Annotated in this window: 17 protein-coding genes, 1 pseudogene and 1 other annotated feature; of the genes and pseudogenes, 12 read left to right on the top strand and 6 right to left on the bottom strand. The window is 47.3% G+C overall.

The annotated features are described in order from the left end of the window. Window positions 1-55: 55 nt before the first annotated feature. Window positions 56-3100: a transglycosylase domain-containing protein gene (locus AC0YNZ_RS01775; RefSeq protein ID WP_475824996.1), complete on the bottom strand. Its 3045-nt coding sequence runs from the start codon at window positions 3098-3100 to the stop codon at window positions 56-58. A 121-nt stretch (window positions 3101-3221) separates the two neighbouring features. Then, window positions 3222-3539 (top strand) — a binding site (T-box leader). 57 nt (window positions 3540-3596) lie between these two features. Here AC0YNZ_RS01775 and tyrS point away from each other — a divergent pair. The 3 genes from tyrS (at window position 3597) to AC0YNZ_RS01760 (ending at window position 7052) form a co-directional block, all read left to right on the top strand. Continuing rightward, window positions 3597-4850: a tyrosine--tRNA ligase gene (tyrS, locus tag AC0YNZ_RS01770; RefSeq protein ID WP_475825482.1), complete on the top strand. Its 1254-nt coding sequence runs from the start codon at window positions 3597-3599 to the stop codon at window positions 4848-4850. A gap of 132 nt (window positions 4851-4982) precedes the next feature. Next, window positions 4983-5513 (top strand): NfeD family membrane protein, encoded by a 531-nt coding sequence (locus AC0YNZ_RS01765; RefSeq protein ID WP_475824995.1) that lies wholly within the window; start codon window positions 4983-4985, stop codon window positions 5511-5513. Window positions 5514-5540: 27 nt separating this feature from the next. Next, window positions 5541-7052 (top strand): flotillin family protein, encoded by a 1512-nt coding sequence (locus AC0YNZ_RS01760; protein ID WP_475824994.1) that lies wholly within the window; start codon window positions 5541-5543, stop codon window positions 7050-7052. A gap of 51 nt (window positions 7053-7103) precedes the next feature. On the opposite strand, the gene rpsD is transcribed toward AC0YNZ_RS01760, so the two are convergent. Beyond that, the gene (gene rpsD, locus AC0YNZ_RS01755; RefSeq protein WP_475824993.1) at window positions 7104-7706 is read right to left on the bottom strand and encodes a 30S ribosomal protein S4; all 603 of its coding nucleotides are present in this window, start codon (window positions 7704-7706) and stop codon (window positions 7104-7106) included. Between the two features lie 361 nt (window positions 7707-8067). Between rpsD and AC0YNZ_RS01750 the strand changes: the two genes are divergently transcribed. The 6 genes and pseudogenes from AC0YNZ_RS01750 to AC0YNZ_RS01725 all read left to right on the top strand — a co-directional run bounded on the left by AC0YNZ_RS01750 (window position 8068) and on the right by AC0YNZ_RS01725 (window position 11990). Continuing rightward, the gene (locus AC0YNZ_RS01750; protein WP_475824992.1) at window positions 8068-8544 is read left to right on the top strand and encodes a hypothetical protein; all 477 of its coding nucleotides are present in this window, start codon (window positions 8068-8070) and stop codon (window positions 8542-8544) included. Continuing rightward, a pseudogene (locus AC0YNZ_RS01745) lies at window positions 8504-9160 on the top strand (GGDEF domain-containing protein); the annotation flags it as partial. The gene AC0YNZ_RS01750 and the pseudogene AC0YNZ_RS01745, both read left to right, overlap by 41 nt. A 135-nt stretch (window positions 9161-9295) precedes the next feature. Next, on the top strand, window positions 9296-10033 hold the full coding sequence (locus AC0YNZ_RS01740) for a hypothetical protein (protein ID WP_475824991.1): 738 nt from the start codon (window positions 9296-9298) through the stop codon (window positions 10031-10033). Between the two features lie 35 nt (window positions 10034-10068). After that, complete coding sequence (locus AC0YNZ_RS01735; protein ID WP_475824990.1) at window positions 10069-11184, top strand: aminopeptidase; 1116 nt, start codon at window positions 10069-10071, stop codon at window positions 11182-11184. Window positions 11185-11322: 138 nt separating this feature from the next. Continuing rightward, on the top strand, window positions 11323-11565 hold the full coding sequence (locus AC0YNZ_RS01730; RefSeq protein WP_475824989.1) for an HPr family phosphocarrier protein: 243 nt from the start codon (window positions 11323-11325) through the stop codon (window positions 11563-11565). A gap of 137 nt (window positions 11566-11702) precedes the next feature. Next, entirely contained in the window at window positions 11703-11990 is a 288-nt protein-coding gene (locus AC0YNZ_RS01725; RefSeq protein ID WP_056636681.1) for an Fpa/YlaN family protein, read from the top strand. A 56-nt stretch (window positions 11991-12046) separates the two neighbouring features. On the opposite strand, the gene cax is transcribed toward AC0YNZ_RS01725, so the two are convergent. Next, on the bottom strand, window positions 12047-13105 hold the full coding sequence (gene cax, locus AC0YNZ_RS01720) for a calcium/proton exchanger (RefSeq protein WP_475824988.1): 1059 nt from the start codon (window positions 13103-13105) through the stop codon (window positions 12047-12049). Window positions 13106-13381: 276 nt separating this feature from the next. Here cax and AC0YNZ_RS01715 point away from each other — a divergent pair, with 276 nt between their 5' ends. Beyond that, window positions 13382-13765 carry an Asp23/Gls24 family envelope stress response protein gene (locus tag AC0YNZ_RS01715; RefSeq protein ID WP_056636685.1) on the top strand — a complete coding sequence of 128 codons (384 nt, stop codon included), beginning with the start codon at window positions 13382-13384 and terminating at the stop codon, window positions 13763-13765. 36 nt (window positions 13766-13801) lie between these two features. Here AC0YNZ_RS01715 and ftsW read toward each other — a convergent pair whose 3' ends face one another. Together ftsW and AC0YNZ_RS01705 are read right to left on the bottom strand one after the other, a co-directional pair. After that, window positions 13802-15001 carry a putative lipid II flippase FtsW gene (ftsW, locus tag AC0YNZ_RS01710; RefSeq protein WP_475824987.1) on the bottom strand — a complete coding sequence of 400 codons (1200 nt, stop codon included), beginning with the start codon at window positions 14999-15001 and terminating at the stop codon, window positions 13802-13804. A 10-nt stretch (window positions 15002-15011) separates the two neighbouring features. Further along, window positions 15012-15356, bottom strand: a complete 345-nt coding sequence (locus AC0YNZ_RS01705; RefSeq protein ID WP_475824986.1) for a YugN family protein — start codon at window positions 15354-15356, stop codon at window positions 15012-15014. Between the two features lie 402 nt (window positions 15357-15758). On the opposite strand from AC0YNZ_RS01705, the gene AC0YNZ_RS01700 reads away from it, so the two are divergent. Together AC0YNZ_RS01700 and AC0YNZ_RS01695 are read left to right on the top strand one after the other, a co-directional pair. Then, on the top strand, window positions 15759-16904 hold the full coding sequence (locus tag AC0YNZ_RS01700; protein ID WP_475825481.1) for an amidohydrolase: 1146 nt from the start codon (window positions 15759-15761) through the stop codon (window positions 16902-16904). 67 nt (window positions 16905-16971) lie between these two features. Then, window positions 16972-17403, top strand: a complete 432-nt coding sequence (locus AC0YNZ_RS01695) for a CBS domain-containing protein (protein ID WP_110769110.1) — start codon at window positions 16972-16974, stop codon at window positions 17401-17403. A gap of 77 nt (window positions 17404-17480) precedes the next feature. Here the strand turns inward: AC0YNZ_RS01695 and AC0YNZ_RS01690 are convergent, their stop codons facing one another. After that, window positions 17481-18329, bottom strand: a complete 849-nt coding sequence (locus AC0YNZ_RS01690) for a thermonuclease family protein (RefSeq protein WP_475824985.1) — start codon at window positions 18327-18329, stop codon at window positions 17481-17483. Between the last annotated feature and the right edge of the window lie 29 nt (window positions 18330-18358).

The following is an 18358-nucleotide window of genomic DNA, read 5'->3' as shown; positions in this document are numbered from 1 at the left end:
CTTTTTGGCAAAATATGAGGGTTTGACTGCACCTATTCGAATGGCGTTTGGCCGTTTAATTAACTTTTTTCCTCGAGGATGGAGCTGACTCGCCTATTGCGTTTTGCGCTGTCACAAAAAAGGTTCCGGATACGAGCGGCGCTACATATTCATAAGATGTTTCCGAGGTGGAAGCGATTTTTGTATACTTCCCATCGTTATTTGCACTGTAGTACAAATGATATTGTTTTACTTGGTCAGATACATTGTTAGCCGTCCATGTTAAGAGAACGCTGAGTTCTGATTTCACAACATGAAAGCCTATAGGTGCTGCTGGCTCCGTTGTGCCCGGTTCATTCCCGCCCCCAGGCTGCCCGGGGTTGATCGGAGAGTTTCCGAATTGAACCAGCTGGCTAGGTGCTGATTCCTTCCCTGCGACATCAACCGCAGTTACGTAATAGGTGTAGCTTTGCGAGTTGGAGGTGTACAGCTTCATGCGCTTCTCATCGCCGGCAATGATGGATTTGCCCTGCTTCTCATAAGCGCCCTGATTAACCGATTTATACACGCGGTAGCCAACAACATCCTTTGCCGAGCTGTCACTAAACGTTAAGATGAGCGCGCCATCCGAAGATTGCAGTTTAACGCTAGCAGGAGGCGGCGGTGCGGCACCGTCATCAACGCGCGGATCAGGCTTAGATGGCGCATTATCTTCTGCATCGGCAGGTAAGTAAACCCCCATTGGACGACGGCTGCTTGCAGGCAGTTTCGACTGCGCTGCTCTGATCTCATCCATAAGGACGTCTAATGGTTTTTTACGTTTTATGACGATTTGTTCCTTAACCATGTCGCTCGGTGTAGCAGGGTTAGGGACGTAGTTTACGCCATTGTACGTTATATACGCCATCTTCACGAGCGTATCATCTGTTTTCTTAGGTATATCCTTTTTGTTAAACCAATCGGTTACGAGCATGCCGGCTTCCCTCGTCAATTGACTTGGAAGCAAGCCGCTTGCGCTGGATACCGTCGCCTTGACGATACCGGAAGGACGTTCGAATTTATCGGTTTCAAAAATTTCAGGCTTCGTTTCGGCCAGCTCGTTCATAATTAAGGCCCATATCGAGCGGGCTCTCGCTTTGCCTTTCTCGGATAAGGAGTTAACCTGCTCCTCATAGCCGGCCCACACGCCTAATGTGATATCAGGCGAGAAGCCCATGAACCATACGTCCCCATAGCTTTGGGTCGAGCCCGTCTTACCGGCAATCGGAATTTCACCGTATTTCTTGAATTGCGACTTCAGCTTGTTAGCGGAGCCGCTTTTGCTGGAAATAACGGTTGACAGCATATCTGTCATGAGAAAGGCGCTTTGCTCCGAGAATACGCGTTTTGGCTCAAGCTTGTGTTCGTATACGATCTTGCCGTTGGCATCGGTAATTCTCGATATCATATAAGCGTCATTGAAAACGCCTTTGTTCGCAATGGAGCCATAAGCATTCGTCATCTCTTCTACGGATACGCCGATGCTTAGTCCGCCAATTACGCCGGTCTGTGCATATGCATCTTCCGGCTGAAGCGTCGTAATGCCGAGCTTTTTGACAAATTCCCAAGCATTTTCGATTTTGACTTCCTCATTAAAGATTTTCAAGGCTGGCAGATTTAATGAACGGTTTAATGCTTCGCGTGCCGTAACGAGACCCGCAAACTTCCGGTTAACGTTCATCGGAATATGAAAGCCCTTCTGACCGTCCTTGAGAACGATAGGCGCATCGTCAATAATGCTGGCAGGCTGGATAAGACCTTGCTCGATAGCCGGCAAATATGCGGCTAGCGTCTTCATAGTCGAGCCGGGCTGCCTTGTCATTTGAGTCGCATAGTTTAGCTGCTCCTCGTAGAAGTCGCGGCCTTCCAACATCCCGACAATTGCACCTGTTTTATGGTCCAGCATGACCGCAGCGATTTGCTCGAGACCTTTCTCTTCGCTGTACGGACTAAAGTTTTCTTCATTACTTCCGATCTCTCGCATGAGCCGGTAAATATCCTTGTCAATCGTCGTATAAATGTGATATCCGCCGCGAAGCAGATGATCACGGGCTTCTTCGATTAGAGCGGCGTTTTCTTTTTTACTCATATCAGCTTTCTTTAATTTCGGGTTCTGCTGCATAAGCATAATTTCAGCCGCCTGACGCTCTGCTTCAAGCATCAGATAAGGATAGGTCGTATAAGCTTTCTCCTTTGGCTTAGCGAGCGATGTCTTAATGTCGAATTTGAGCGCTTCATCGTATTCCTGCTGGGTAATGCGGCCCGTCTCCAACATTCGCTTCAGCACGGTTTGCTGCCGGCCGAGCGCTAATTCGAAGTTTGCTTGATTGAATTGGCCTTTGCCTGTAAAAGCAGTATAAGCTGACGGCCGCTGCGGAAGGCCTGCCAAGTAGGCAGACTGCGCAATATTCAGCTGATTTAGATCAGAGATATCAAATATACCTTTGGCAGCTGCTTTAATACCGAATAAATTGTAGCCGCTGGAACCGTTCCCGAAAGGAACCTTGTTCAAATATGCGGCTAAAATTTCCTTCTTCGTTAAATAACGCTCCATGCGCAGGGATAAAAATATTTCTTTAATTTTTCGGCTGTCGGTTTTATCCAGACTTAGAAATACGCGGCGCGCGAGCTGCTGAGTAAGCGTACTTCCTCCCGTCTGCGTATCCTCGTTAAGAAGCTTTTGCTTCACAGCACGTCCAAGTCCGTTGATGTCCACGCCTTTGTGCTCAAAAAAATTGTTGTCTTCAATGCCGAGCACGGCATTGATTACCTGAGGGGGCAAATCATCATATGTAATAATCATTCGATCCTCAGAAGTTCTAAGCTGTCCGACAAGTGTATCATCATTGAAGTAAACGAAACCGGTAATTGAATTTTCGCTGACTTTGTCTTCAATGACTGTCCGTGGTCTTACTTCTTCATTTTTCACGAGTGCCGCGACATAGCCGGTTACTGCTCCGCCGGCTAGCAATCCGATGAAGATTCCAAAATATACGATCCATTTGACTGTTATAAAAGTTACAATTCCGAATGTACGCCATTTGCTTCTTTTGACTGGCGGCGTTTGACGTTCCTCTTGCATTTTTATGACTCCTCCTCCAAATAGCACACCTATTATAACATAAATCGCCATAGGAACGCATGTTTTAACAGCATTGACTTCCTTTGAGTGCTATGGTATAAAAACTATAAAGTTTCATCTAATCATGGCATTGAAGGGCACAAGTAGACAGCGAATCGTAATTGCAGAGAGCCGGTGGGTGGTGAAAACCGGTATGCGCCGCTTGTTGAATTACCGCCTGGAGCTAAGTGAAGGAACCGTTCTGCTCTTGATCAGCAACACCCAGTGTGAAGACATGGGGCCAGTTGTGCTGAACGAGGCCGTAGTAGTTCACTTCGGAGACCGTCTCCGTTATCAACAACGAAGTGAGAGTATCGCTATTTTCATTGAAAGTTTTCATTGAAATGCAGGCGTACTCTAACGAGGGTGGTACCGCGAGCTAATCCTTCTCGTCCCTTGGGGCTGGAAGGATTTTTTATGTCTATATAGATGCATACGAGGGAGGAAAAGATTTATGGTGAAGTGGGAAAGTTTAACGAAGGAGCAGCAAAGTGAGGTTGAGCGTCAGCTTGCTGTAATCCGCCGCGGCGCTCAGGAAATTGTGCCGGAGGATGAGTTAAAGAACAAAATAGCGAATGCCGTCGCAACAGGCACACCACTCAAGGTAAAGCTGGGTCTTGATCCATCGGCGCCTGATATTCACATCGGCCATACCGTTGTTCTGCATAAACTGCGTCAATTCCAGGAGCTGGGTCATCAGGTTCAGCTTTTAATCGGTGATTTTACGGGCAGAATCGGTGATCCTACCGGTAAATCGGAAACACGGAAGCAGCTGACAGAAGAAGATGTGAAGCGGAATGCAGAAACGTACCAGACGCAAATTTACAAAATATTAGACCCACAGCAAACGAAGCTCTACTACAATTCGGAGTGGCTTGCGCCGCTTAACTTCGCTGATGTCGTTAATCTGGCGGCTAAAGTAACGGTTGCGCGTATGCTGGAACGCGACGATTTCACAAAGCGTTACACGTCAGGCCTGCCCATCAGCATTCATGAGTTTTTCTACCCGCTTATGCAAGGCTATGATTCGGTTGCGCTTGAATCCGATGTCGAGCTTGGCGGTACGGATCAGAAGTTTAACCTGCTCATGGGCAGAACGCTGCAGAAGGAATATAATAAACCTGCGCAAGTTGCTATTATGACACCGTTGATCGAGGGATTGGACGGCGTGAACAAAATGAGTAAAAGCTTGGGCAACTACATCGGTATCGATGAGGAGCCAAGCCAAATTTACGGCAAATCGATGTCGATACCCGATGAGCTCATGTTTAAGTACTACGAGCTTGCAACCGACTTAAGCAACGAGGAGCTGGCGGCGTTAAAATCAGGTCTTGAAGATGGTTCTGTACATCCGCGCGATGCGAAAATGCAGCTCGCAGCAACGTTTGTGAGAATGTACCACGGCGAAGAGGCGGCCAAAGCAGCGGAAAATCATTTTATTACCGTATTTCAGCAGCGCGCTCTTCCGGATGATATCGAAGAGGTGTCTGTATCGCCGGATGAGCTCGATAACGGTCAAATTCGCATCGTAAAGCTGCTTACCGTGCTTGGCTTACAGCCAACGAGCAGTGAAGCAAGACGAAGTGTGCAGCAGGGAGCCGTACGTATAAATGAGGAGAAAATAACGGATATCAATGCCGATGTAGTGCCTCAGGACGGGGATGTGCTTCAAGTCGGCAAACGTAAATTCATAAAAATCAAATTAGGATAATTGTTCTATCAGAGCTTGTTGAATGGATAAAATTCAGCAAGCTTTATTATTTTGGAAACAAAAGACGGTTTTTCAACGTAATAAATAACGGAAGCAATAACAGGATATGGATACATAGAGAGGAGGGGGAAGTTGGAGACGCTATTTTTGTCCTGTCTAATCGGTGGAATTCTTTATGCGCTCGTAAGTGTTGTATTCGGAGATTGGCTCGGGCAGACGCTGGACGGTGCGCTCGATTTTTTATCGTTAGATGGTCATTCTTGGTTGTCGCCGACTGCGCTTGTAGGCGGCATTACCGTGTTTGGAGGAGCAGGAATCATGCTCGGGCGCTACACTGCGCTTGGAGCGGCAGCGATCGTAATTATCGCCTTATTAATTGCTCTCATTGCAGGAACGGCTGTTTTTTTCCTATATATTAAGCCGATGGAGCAAAGTGAAAATTCAATCGCTTTTTCGCTTAATGGTTTGTCCGGCATGCTTGGGGATGTGCTGGTTCCGATCCCGGCGTCAGGCTATGGGGAAGTGATGGTTAAGGTGGGGGCAGGCTTTACGAATCAGATCGCCGCTAGCTTTGAGGGCGTCGCAATTGCGGGTGGCGCTAAGGTTGTCGTTGTTGAAGTCAGAGACAGCACGCTTTATGTTTCGGAAGTGAATTTATTTTAAATCATGTAGTTGAGAGGGGAAATATCAATGCCGGATTATTTTATTATACCTGCAATTGTTGTCGGAGTGCTCGTGGTACTAGGTCTAGCCTTCTGGGCGCGCTATAAGACGGTTAGCCCGGATGAAGCGATGCTCGTAACGGGTTCGTTTCTTGGTACTCGAAATGCAAGCACGGACGAATCGGGCCGTAAAGTAAAAATTATTAGAGGCGGAGGCGCGTTCATACTGCCGATATTCCAGAAGGCCGAGTTTCTGTCCTTGCTGTCGCACAAGCTTGATGTATCCACCCCAGAGGTCTATACGGAGCAAGGTGTTCCGGTCATGGCAGACGGCGTAGCGATTATCAAAATCGGCGGTGCGATTGAGGATGTGGCAACGGCGGCGGAACAATTTCTAGGTAAGCCGACGGAAGCGTTGAAGGGCGAGGCGCAGGAGGTGCTGGAAGGACATTTGCGCGCCATACTAGGTTCCATGACGGTGGAAGAGGTTTATCGTAATCGCGATAAATTTGCGCAAGAGGTACAAGGGGTAGCGGCTAAGGATTTGAAGAAAATGGGTCTCCAGATTGTTTCCTTCACAATCAAGGATTTGCGCGACAAGCATGGATACTTAGACGCGCTCGGTAAGCCGCGAATCGCTGCGGTAAAGCGGGATGCGGAAATTGCGGAAGCCGAAGCGGTGCGGGATGCTAGAATCCAGAAAGCGCTTGCTGCTGAGGCTGGTCAAAAAGCCGAGCTTGTGCGCGATACTAACATCGCTGAAGCAGAGAAAGAGAAGGAGATGAAGGTTGCATCCTTTAAGCGCGATCAGGATACAGCGAAAGCAGAAGCGGATCAGGCGTATTCCATTCAAGAAGCGCGTGCGAAGCAAAGCGTAGTCGAGGAGCAGATGAAGGTTGAGCTCGTACGCAAAGAGCGTGAGATTGATCTTGAAGCGAAGGAAATTTTGCGGCGCGAGAAGCAGTACGATGCAGAGGTGAAAAAGAAAGCCGATGCAGACCGTTACGCGGTTGAGCAAGCGGCTGAAGCGAACAAAGCGAAGCTTCTACGCGAAGCGGATGCCTTGCAGTACCGGATCGAGGCGGAAGCGAAGGCGCATGCTGCGCAGAAGCGCTTGGACGGCCTTGCTGTTGCTGAAGCGGAGAGAGCGAAGGGAACGGCGGAGGCAGACGTTATCCGTCTTCGCGGTTTAGCGGAAGCAGAGGCGAAGGAGAAGCTGGCTGAAGCATTTGAGAAATTCGGTGAAGCTGCCGTGCTTGATATTATTGTGAAAATGCTGCCTGAGCTCGCCGGAAAAATAGCGGAGCCGATTAGCAGCATCGATAAGCTTACTGTCGTAGACACGGGGAATGGCGAAGGGGCTGCGAGACTAAGCAATTACGTTACTTCATTAATGTCTACCGCACCTGAAATGCTGAAGAGCGTTTCCGGCATTGATGTAAATGCACTTATTAAGGGACTGACGTCTAAGACGATTAACGCACCGGCTGGCAGCGTTAGACCTGTCGAAATTGCACCTAAGCTGCCCGACCAATCGTAGTTGCAGACATAAAAAAACCTTGAACCGTATGGTTCAAGGTTTTTTTCATAATTAACGGCTGTAGAATTCGACGATTTGTTTCTCGTCGATATCTTGGGAAAGCTCACCGCGGTCAGGAAGACGAACGAATTTACCTTCCAATGCTTGATCGTTGAACTCCAAGTAGTTCGGAAGGTGATGACGGCCTTCCATAGCTTCTTTAATTGTTCTTAGGCTGCGGCTGCGCTCGCGCAAACCGATAACATCGCCGATAGAAACGCTGTAAGAAGCGATATCCACTTTCTTGCCGTTTACAGTAACGTGACCGTGTGATACCAACTGGCGAGCTCCTGCACGGGAGTTGGAAAGGCCAAGACGGTAAACGAGGTTGTCAAGACGGCTTTCAAGGAGGCCCATGAAGTTTTCACCGGCTTTACCTTTCATTTTTGCCGCTTTGTCAAACAAGTTGCGGAATTGTTTTTCGTTCAAACCGTACATGTGACGAAGCTTTTGTTTCTCTTGCAATTGAACGCCATAACCGCTCAACTTTTTGCGTTGGTTAGGGCCGTGTTGACCTGGTGGAAATGCGCGTTTTGCAAGTTCTTTACCCGTTCCGCTCAAAGAGATTCCAAGGCGACGGCTTAGTTTAAATTTAGGTCCTGTATAACGTGACATACGTAAAATTAACTCCTTCATCAAATAAATTTGTGAATGGGGTTGTGTTTCGCCGAATACGTTCAACGTCCGAGCATGCTCGTCCCTGTTAGGCTAGTCAGCCGCTGGCCTACAGCGAACGTATTTCATGAGGGTGACACAAAACCGTACGCCCATCTATTCATCAATAAATAATATATGAAATATATAGTCGTTGTCAAGGTTTGCACTACAATTTTAATGTTGCAAAAGGGGCGTCAATAGTCCTATATTTTACAGGCGCAGTAGTGCAAAAAACTCAAAAGTGAAGTATGATGATTGTATTATTGAGTGATGTAGGAAGCTCATCTCCTTGTTTGACAGATGGAAGGGTTGGGGCTGCATGGTTGATCGAATGAATAGCAATTTTGCATATCGTAAAACATCAGCAATTGTGAATACAACAGCAGAACTGCAACCGGTTTGGTTCAGTAGTGAAGATATTAGCGATGCGGACGAGCCAATGCTATTTCCTTTGTTCAAAGAAAGTTTTATGCAATGGATAAATGAAGCAGCAGGATTAGCCTCGTTTGAGACCGGTCAATTTGTGTTATTCAATAAACAAGCAGAAGAGGTTGCATCTGCTGGGTTGTATAACGCGGGACAGAAGCGTAATGCTGCGCTTGAGAAGGCCGTCCGCGCCGTTCTGATCAGCGGCCGGCCAAGCATTAGTGAAACAGAAGAGATATCTGTTGCAGCGCTTCCCCTGCAAAGGAGAAACGATGGCGCTGTTTTTTGTATTTTCACATACGTAACTCCAATCGGTTTCCAGACAGACATCACGCAGCTTCATATGTCCTCATGCCCCGATCATGGTTGATGGAGAGGTCGGCGGGGTCATTCTGGTTACGCATAAGACGCCTAATTTTTTCTCTTACGAAAATTATAAGCTGCTTCAAGTGATGAGCACGCACATTGGAATCGCGGTATCGAATGCTTCCCTGCATGCTGAAGTTCGCCGTATGGTCATAACCGACAATTTGACTGGGCTGCATGCCCGTCATTATTTAAACGAGCAAATTCAAAGCCGACAACGCAAGGATCAATTCGGCTCGCTTATCCTCGTGGATGTTGATTTGTTCAAACGGGTAAACGATACGTACGGACATCAAGTCGGTGACCGGATACTCATTCATGTAAGTAACATTATCCGAGAATCCATAAGACAAGGCGACATTGCGGCACACTGGGGCGGCGAGGAGCTTGCCGTTTACTTGCCGGGCATTCGAGCCAAGCAGGCTTATCGCATCGCTGAGCGGATTCGGCTGCATGTCGAACAAGAGACGGAGCCGGTCGTAACCGTATCCTGCGGAGTATCCGAATGGACGTTTGAGGATGAGAAAGTTAGCGTAGAATCTTTGTTTTACCGTGCCGACATGGCGCTGTATGAAGCGAAGAACAATGGAAGAAATTGCATTTTTGTAGGTCAAAGCTAAATAAAGCTCGGTTTTATGCAATAGAACTTAAGGATGCCTTAGCCCGGCATCCTTTTCTTTTTGTTCATGTTTGGAATAAGGAACCGGCAGGATAGAGACGATACTATAGTAACAGGTTGGACGGGAGGTATGATCATGAAACGGAAGCAAGCTGTTGGAGCCAGTATTCTTATTTTAACATGCATATTGACGATGCCCGGCTGCAGCCAAGTCGGTAAGAAGCGTTCACCGGAGGAATGGTTGTCTTTATCCTATTCGGGACTTGCGGCTATGGATCAATATGCTTTTACGGGATCCATGAGTATTAAAACGGAGGATGGCTTGGAGTTTAAACCTGAAGTCTTCGAAGGCAAGGTGGTGGACCATCAGCAATTGACCTTACAGACGAACAGCGAGGAGACGCTGCACTGGAATCCCGTACAAGTGCTTGAAACATTAAATAATGCAAACGAAGAGGTTCGTTTGGCAAACGACACATACGATCCGGAAACGGTTACGCTGATAATAAGCGAGCATTCCAACATCACGAAAAAAAGATGGGAGCAGCGGCTGCGCCAGCAGCTCGATCAGCTCGGGGCCAATATGCCTTCAGAAGGCAGTCCGTACCGCCAGGAATGGAAGGAGGAGCTTGTGCGTTCCCGCAAGCAATTAGACGGTATGCTTGCGTCCATGCAAGCGGCCACGGAGTACGAGCTTGTCATTGACCGGGATCGGATGCTTCCGCTAAAAATGGAGGAAAAGACGTCATTCAGCTACAAGTATGATGAAAAACCAATTTCAGAGGCAAGATATACAACGGTCCGTTTTCAATCCTTCAATGGCGCTTCGAGCGATACTATTCAACAATCAATGAAACGTGTTACGATGGATTAGTTCGCGAATGCAAGTAAGAAGGAGAGGATATGAACATGCGTGATCCGCGATTGCAAAAGCTGGCACAAAATTTAGTCGGTTATTCCATCGATGTTCAGCCTGGAGAAAATGTGTTAATTGACATGATCGGTTCAGAACGAGAGCTGACAAAATGTTTAATAGAAGAGGTTGCGCGGCGAGGCGGCAGACCATTTGTAGAATCGAGCGATCGTTCCGTTCTTCGCACTTTGCTGCAGCATGCTTCCAAGGAACAGATGGAGCTGTGGGCGTCGCTTGATCTGGAACGTATGCGAAATATGCAAGGCTATATTGCTGTGCGATCCGGCGATAATGTAAACGAGCTGGCAGGCATTCCTGATGCTAATATGCGCTTATACGAGCAGATCTACAGAAATACGGTACATATGGAGCAGCGCGTCAAAAAAACGAAATGGGTCATTTTACGTTATCCGAACGCATCGATGGCACAGTTGGCCAACATGAGCACGGAAGCCTTTGAGGATTTCTATTTCGACGTATGTAATTTGGATTATGCTAAAATGGACAAAGCGATGGATCCGCTGCAGGCACTAATGATCAAGACGGACCGTGTCCGCATCGTATCGCCGTCAACCGACCTTAGCTTCTCGATCAAAAATATCGGAGCCAAAAAATGCTCCGGCCACCGCAATATACCCGACGGCGAAGTTTTCTCCGCTCCTGTACGCGATTCTGTGCAAGGAACGATTACGTATAACGCGCCTAGCGTTTATTCCGGGGTAACGTTTCAAAACATATCGCTCACGTTCGAGGACGGGAAAATCGTAAAGGCAGAAAGCAATGACACGGCTCGTTTGAATGAGATTTTAGACATGGACGAGGGCGCGCGTTACATTGGGGAGTTCGCGATAGGATTTAATCCGCATATTTTGCATCCAATGAATGATATTTTGTTTGATGAGAAAATTGCGGGCAGTCTGCACTTCACTCCCGGTCAAGCGTATGAGCAGACAGACAATGGCAACCGCTCCTCTGTTCACTGGGATTTAGTGCTTATCCAGCGTCCGGAGTACGGCGGCGGAGAAATTTATTTCGACGATGTACTTATTCGTAAGGATGGCGTTTTCGTTATTCCAGAGCTGGAAGGACTGAATGCCGAAAATTTGAAATAAGTTCCGATTCTAACATCGCATTCCTATGTAATTGATGGGAAATAAAGTGATTTTCATTTTACCCCTTGCTGGATGTTACAATTCGGGTTATCATGGTGACAAAGGTAAGCTTTACTAATTTAACTGGAGGGATCTCCCATGTCAAACAACGCAGCTATTGTAGAAATTTCCCAAACGGCTAGCCAATTCACTTCGTCCATCGTTCTGCAAGCCGAGAGCAAATATATCGATGTAAAGAGCATACTCGGACTATTCACAACACTAGTGGGCGGACATGCATACGAACTGCATGTACACGGTCCTGATGCTGAAGAAGCAAAAACAGCAATGTCTAATGTATTCGCGAAGCATAACTTGAACGTTACGGTTATTACGGATTAGTAGAAATATAATGTTTTAGAGAAAGCACCCCTTCATTGTTGAAGAGGTGCTTTTCGTTTTGAACTTGTGTAATCCCTCTTTTTCGTCTAATATAAAGGGTATAGAAGATGGCGGATACGCGCACAGGGGGGAAAACGATGTCTTCACCGGAAATTACGGTACAATTGCATGAGAAAGCGCTTCGTCTCCTTCAGGAAGATGCGAGTAAAATAGAAAAATTAATCGAAGTTCAAATGGAAAACTTGACAACCCGTCAATGTCCGCTGTACGAAGAAGTGCTAGATACGCAAATGTATGGATTCTCGCGAGAGATTGACTTTGCTGTTCGCGCCGGCCTAATTGCTGAATTAGCAGGTAAGGAAATAGTGAGTAGGTTAGAACGGAATTTAGCTATGTTATACGAAGCCTTGGAAAGAAAAGAGTAGTCTCCGCGGAGACTACTCTTTTTTTCTTATCTTCTTTATTCCGTATGCAGCTTAGTTTATACAAGATAAAAGGCAACGCCAAGAATGACATAGACCATAAGAAGCAGCACACCCTCGTACCAGTTGGTATGTCCATCACGAGAAACTGATTTAGCGATAAAGACGGATACGCCGATTGCTGTCAGTTCGATAGGGGAGAAGACGATATCCATCGTGTTGCCGAACATGGCGCTGACGAGAATGAGCACGGGAGCTACAAATAATGCAATTTGCAGGCTGCTTCCGATTGCGATTTCGACTGCGGCGCCGATTTTGTTCTTCATGGCCAAAATGACGGCGGCGCTATGCTCTGCGGCATTACCGACGATAGCGATAACGAATGCACCTATAAACAGCTCAGACAAGCCGAATTTCTCACTAAACGCATCAAGCGTATGTACAAGCCATTCGCTCACAAAGGCAACCATAACGGTAGCAAGGAGGAGGAAGAAGATCGACATCCCTTTGGACCAGGCCGGCTCCTCGCCGTGATCCGCGTTCATGACTTCGTCAGAGAGCATATCCTTATGGGTGACCATAGAGAATATCAACCACAATATGTAGGAGATGATCAGGATGCCGGCAACCGCAAGGCTTAGAAATTGATCCTTCTCAATCGTGAATTTTTGCGATACGACGAATACGGCCGGCACGAAGAGGCCGATAACAGCCATGATCATGAGCGTTGAATTGTGATCTGCTAAGCGATTGTTAAATTTCTGCTCCTTGTATTTCAGTCCGCCTAGCAAAACGCTAAGACCGAGCACGAGCAAAAGATTTCCCATGATGGAGCCTGTTATGCTCGCTTTCACCATGTCGAATTGCTGGGCCTTTATCAAGAAAATAGCGATAATGAGCTCGGCGGCATTTCCGAAGGTCGCGTTTAGAAAGCCACCGAGCCGTTGCCCGGCATAGTGCGCCACGCTCTCAGTAGCTTTGCCAAGGAACCCTGCTACGAAAATAATGGCGATCGCTGAAATGATGAACTGTACCGTGTTGTCCCAGTGGGCAAAATGGCCAATCCCGCTGAGTACAAACATGATAATTAACCCGGAAAAAAACAATTTTTGATTCAAACTAAACACCTCTTCGTGATATGCTGAAAACCTGTTAATACTATATCGGAAATTAACACTCAAGTAAACTTTACCCACATACGAAAAAGGCTTTTTTGAGAACACGATCCCGATCCGTAATAAGCTAAAAGCAGGAGTTGCAGGTTATACATATGAAACTTACAAATTCTTATATATAAAAAACGGCTAATTGCTATCATTTAGTAGCGCTGTTCTTGCTTCACGGGTGAGGTTCTATTACAATAAACGTATATGGAAAAATGAGGAGTGAGTCACATGACCGAAGAACTTCAAACAGGTCTTATCCGAATCTCTGATGATGTAGTAGCAACGATAGCTGGACTCGCAGCACTTGAAACGCCAGGTATAGCGGCAATGTCGGGTGGGATATCTGAAGGACTCGCCAAACGTCTCAGCGGCAAAAATGTGCAGAAGGGCGTATCTGTTGAAGTAGGGCAGACGGAAGCTGCGATTGATCTTCGAATCATTGTTCACTATGGTATCCCGATTCAAGAGGTTTGCCGCCAGCTTCAGCTTAATGTGCGTGAATCGGTAGAAAACATGACAGGCTTGCACGTAGTGGAAGTGAACGTAAAGGTTGAAGGGGTTGCCTTTAAAGAGGAAGAGATTGAGGATCCGCAGCAGCTGCGGTTAAAGTAATAAGTTAAGCTCTAAATATGTAAAGCAAAAGACCTCTCATATTGAAGAGGTCTTTTGTTTTGTTGACGCTCGGTTTTGAGTACCGATTTTAGTGCTTTGATTTTCCGTTTTATTCGTTTCTCTCGAAATGCTTAGAAGAACCCCCATACACATGAGACAAATAAGCAATGATGAACCGCCATAGCTTATGAATGGCAGGGTGACGCCGGTCATTGGTATCGCATTGGTAACTCCTCCAATGTTGATGAATGCTTGCATTGTCAACAAGCCGACGATACCGATACCTACGATAGTTCCGTATTCATCCGGACAACGCAGAGCGACAATAAGACCGCGCCATAAAAATAGTAAATAAAACAGCAAGAAAATAGTGCTCCCGATAAAACCAAACTCTTCAGCAATGATCGAGAAAATAAAATCGTTATAGGCGTATTTTAAATAGTGTAATTTTTGAACGCTCTCGCCAAATCCGGCTCCGGTCAATCCACCATGTCCAAGCGCCTGTAGGGAAGACACCATCTGCCAGCCAGTCCCTTGCGCGTCCGCAAGCGGATCGGAATAGGCCGTAAAACGGTCAATTCTATATTGCCATCCTTTTGAGTCAATTGCCATCCATATGCTGATTACTACCGTACCGAGTATCGCGAGAACGGTTCCAATAACAAAAAGATGCTTTAAATTCGCGCCGCCTGCCAAAATCATAATGGTAGCGCATGAGGCAAGAACCATGCAAGAGCCGAGATCGGGCTGCATCATAATAAGTCCGCAAATGAATCCGACTATGACGACAACCGGCAGCAGTCCCTTCTTAAAATCGCGAAATTTCTCACCCTTTTTGGAAATAAGCGCTCCAACATACAAAATTAGCGCAAGCTTGGCTGGCTCGGTTGGCTGAATACCAAGTGAGCCGACACCGAACCAACTTCGGGCACCGTTAACGGATTCACTCACAAAAGGGACGAGGATTAGCATGATAATAACCGGTAAGAAAAAGAGCATAAAGGCTTTCTTATAGAATTGATAGCGAAGGTTCATCATTAACAGCATGACGAAAGTACCAAGGCCAGCCCATACGAGCTGGCGCTTAATGAAGTAAAATGAATCATCAAAGGATACTTTTGCAACACTCGAGCTTGCGCTAAACACCATTACAAGTCCAAAGCCTACGAGCAAAAGAGTTAAGATGAGAAGCAGAAAGTCCGGTCTTCCACGGCTACCGTTCTGCGTGGCTTTCATGTTTCCACCGTTACGCTAGCAGCTGTTTCAATTGTTGTAGTCTTTGCGTCGCCGTATTCAAGATGTGCTGCGGTACCGGGGACTCATACTCAAGACCATGCGGGAATGTGGAGCGTCCGATGTAGACGGATTCAATAACGAGCACGGCATGCGGCGATTCCAGCTTTCCTTCAATCGCGCGTGTAGCAATTCTGAGATAATAATCGGAGCCGCTTGCGCGGTCCTCTAGTTTCAAATCGTATGTAGCGCGATAATATTCCCACTGCCAACGGACAAAGCCAACCTTCTCAGCAGATTCGTCTAAATGGTCCAGTTCGCTTTTAACACCGTTTAAGCCGGTATTTTCAATAATCATGATAGTTCCTCCCAAAGGTTTTGTGAAGCAAAACTGACTTCGTAAGCATATGCTTCCAATTCAAAAGACAGAGTTGTGCATTCTTTTCTCATGATAGTATGTTTCCCCAGCAAGCGCAACCCTTACTCCCAACCCTTACCGCAGACAAAAGTGACATTTTGAAGAAATGTATGAATCCTGTCTATTCAATGGCGTATAAGCTTTCTTAATCAGGCTTTTTTCTGGTAAACTATATGAAATGATCCCAGTCGTCCGGAAGTGAGGCTTCCGGGGAGAGCTAAGTGAAACAAAACGCAAAATTTATGTTTACAGGGGATATTTGTTTCACAAAAATGTTAGGGGGTTTGCGATTTGCAGACAGAGGATATCGTAGATCTGGAGCTTCAGCAGCTATATCCCAAAATGATTAATTGGCGCAGGCATCTCCATCAATATCCGGAGCTGTCGTTTCATGAACGTGTAACGTCTAGCTGGATTGCGAACCAGTTAAGCGATTTGAACTGCGAGGTCCGGACAGGTGTTGGCGGACATGGGTTAATTGCAGTTTTTAGAGGGGATAAGCAAGGGCCGGTTGTCGCACTGCGTGCGGACATCGATGCGCTTCCCATTCAGGATGAGAAATCATGCGATTACGCATCGAAGGTGCCGAATGTCATGCATGCTTGCGGTCATGATGCCCATACATCAACGCTGCTTGCTATTGCGTCATATTATTCGGCTAATCTCGCCGGAATTAGCGGTGAGCGCAGGCTGCTGTTCCAGCCGGCTGAGGAGGTTACTCCGGGCGGAGCGGTACCGATGATTAACGATGGGGCGCTCGACGGCGTAGACGCCATTTATGGCGTACATTTATGGACGCCGCTCGCTCATGGCTTAGTCGCGTCTAAAGCAGGACCGTTCATGTCCGCAGCAGATGAATTCGTTATCGATATTGTCGGACGCGGAGGTCATGGCGGACTGCCGCATCAAGCCGTCGATGCGATTATGATCGGCTCAACGCTGGTTCAAGCGGTTCAATCGATCGTTAGCCGCAATGTGAACCCGCTTCATCCGGCAGTAGTGACGATCGGTTCCTTCCAAGCGGGCTCGACGAACAACATTATCGCAGAACGCTGCAGGCTTAAAGGTACGGTCAGAACGTTTGACGAGAAGACGAGGAAGATGATCCATGAACGTTTGGAGTCGCTTGTGACGCATGTCTGCCAGATGCATGATGCGGAATTCGACTATCAAATGAGAATCGGATATCCGGCAGTGGTGAACGATGAGGCGGAGGCCGAGCGCTTCTTCAGAGTAGGGGAGGGGTTGTTCGGTGAAGCGGCTGTTATTCGGTCGGAAGCGATAACGGTTGCGGAGGACTTTTCCTATTACTTGGAGAAGGTGCCGGGCTGCTTTATGTTTGTAGGAGCCGGAAACGAGAATTGCGGCGCCGCTTACTCCCATCATCATCCGAAATTTGATATCGATGAAAGAGCGATGCTTCGCGCGGCAAGGCTCCTAATCGGAATGGCGGAAGATTATGCCGCCGGAACTGCTCCATCTACTTAAACGTGGATATGTGTTCGCGGGGACGGACATACTAAACCTCGAACTGATTATCGAGGAGGGTATCCACATGAAAACCATTAAACAAATTATGTCCACGGATTGTGTCACAGCTACGCTGCAGGATAACGTATACGAGATTGCCTTGAAGATGAAGCAGCATGATATCGGATTCGTTCCGATTGTAGAAGGCAAGAAGCTGATCGGTGTCGTTACGGACAGAGATTTGGTCGTTCGAGGCTATGCGGAGAAGCATTCCGGATCAACGGCAGTCTCGGAAGTCATGACAACGGATGTTGAGACCATCACTTCCGACACTTCAACAGACGAGGCAGCGGAACTGATGGCAGCCAAGCAAATACGCAGGCTTCCAGTGGTCGAAGGCGGCGAGCTGATCGGCGTGCTGGCAATCGGAGATTTGGCGATTCGTGAAATTTTCGTCAATGAAGCAGGGGAAGCGTTAAGTGCGATTTCCGAACAGGAGCATGCGGCAGTTCACTAATCTGTTCAAATAAATAAGGCTGCCGGAGGCGTATGTACGCCTTCGGCAGCCTTATTTGGTTATGGAAGGCATCCCGGCTATTCATCTTCCCAGACGGCTACTAATTCGTTGTATTCGTTGTAGAGCTCAGCAGGATCCGACTCTTTATTATTCCAAATGTTCGCTGCCCCCCATTGAAGCAGGTCAAAGTCCGAAGATATCGCCTGGTCTGCAGAAGTGATGACCACTTTTTGCTGCGCGTCCAAAACATAATGCTCAAACGGGTAGGTCTGGTTGCCGCGAACGCTGATGAGCTTCCAGCCATTCATGGAAATTATTTCATTTGTCGTATTGGTTATGGTGACAAGCTCAGCTTGTTTGTCTACCTCGATGAGAATGCCGTTTCGGGCCGCTTTCTTCACAGGGAAAACGATATGATTGCTTTCGGAACTGCTGCTCCAAAGACCCTTCTTTGCTTGCTTGGCTTGCTGCTCAAGCTGTTTGTATGCGTTTTCCATCTTGACGTTCGGTTCAACAATCAGCACCTTCGCCAGACCTTGCTCCAGCAGCAGCTCGTTTAATATGCGGCCGTCCTTTAGCTCAACAACTGCAAGCGTACGTTCGTAACGATCCGTCGACTCCTTGTCGAAGGTAAGCCTGACCTCTTGTGATTCAGTCAACAGCTTCTCGGTAAAAGCAGAAGCCTCGGGCCCGAACGCCTCCACTGGGCTATTAGGTTTTTTTGTTTCTGGCGTATCCACATAAAGCAGCCGTATTGTCGTTTCATCGGAACCGGTCTTGATCTTAAAGGTATCGCCGTCAATAAAGCCGGCTACCTGATACCATTGGTTCGTTTGAATAACATTCGAGGAAAGCTCGGAAATGGCCGAACAGCCGGCAAGCGGCATACAAATGAGCATGAGGAGAATGATTATAATTCTTTTCATCGATGCGGTACCTCCAGCCCGGTTTGCGG

The organism is Paenibacillus sp. J2L1-98 (genome assembly GCF_056269405.1).
The sequence above is the reverse complement of the archived record's forward strand: the minus strand, read 5'-3'. Positions and strand labels throughout refer to the sequence as shown.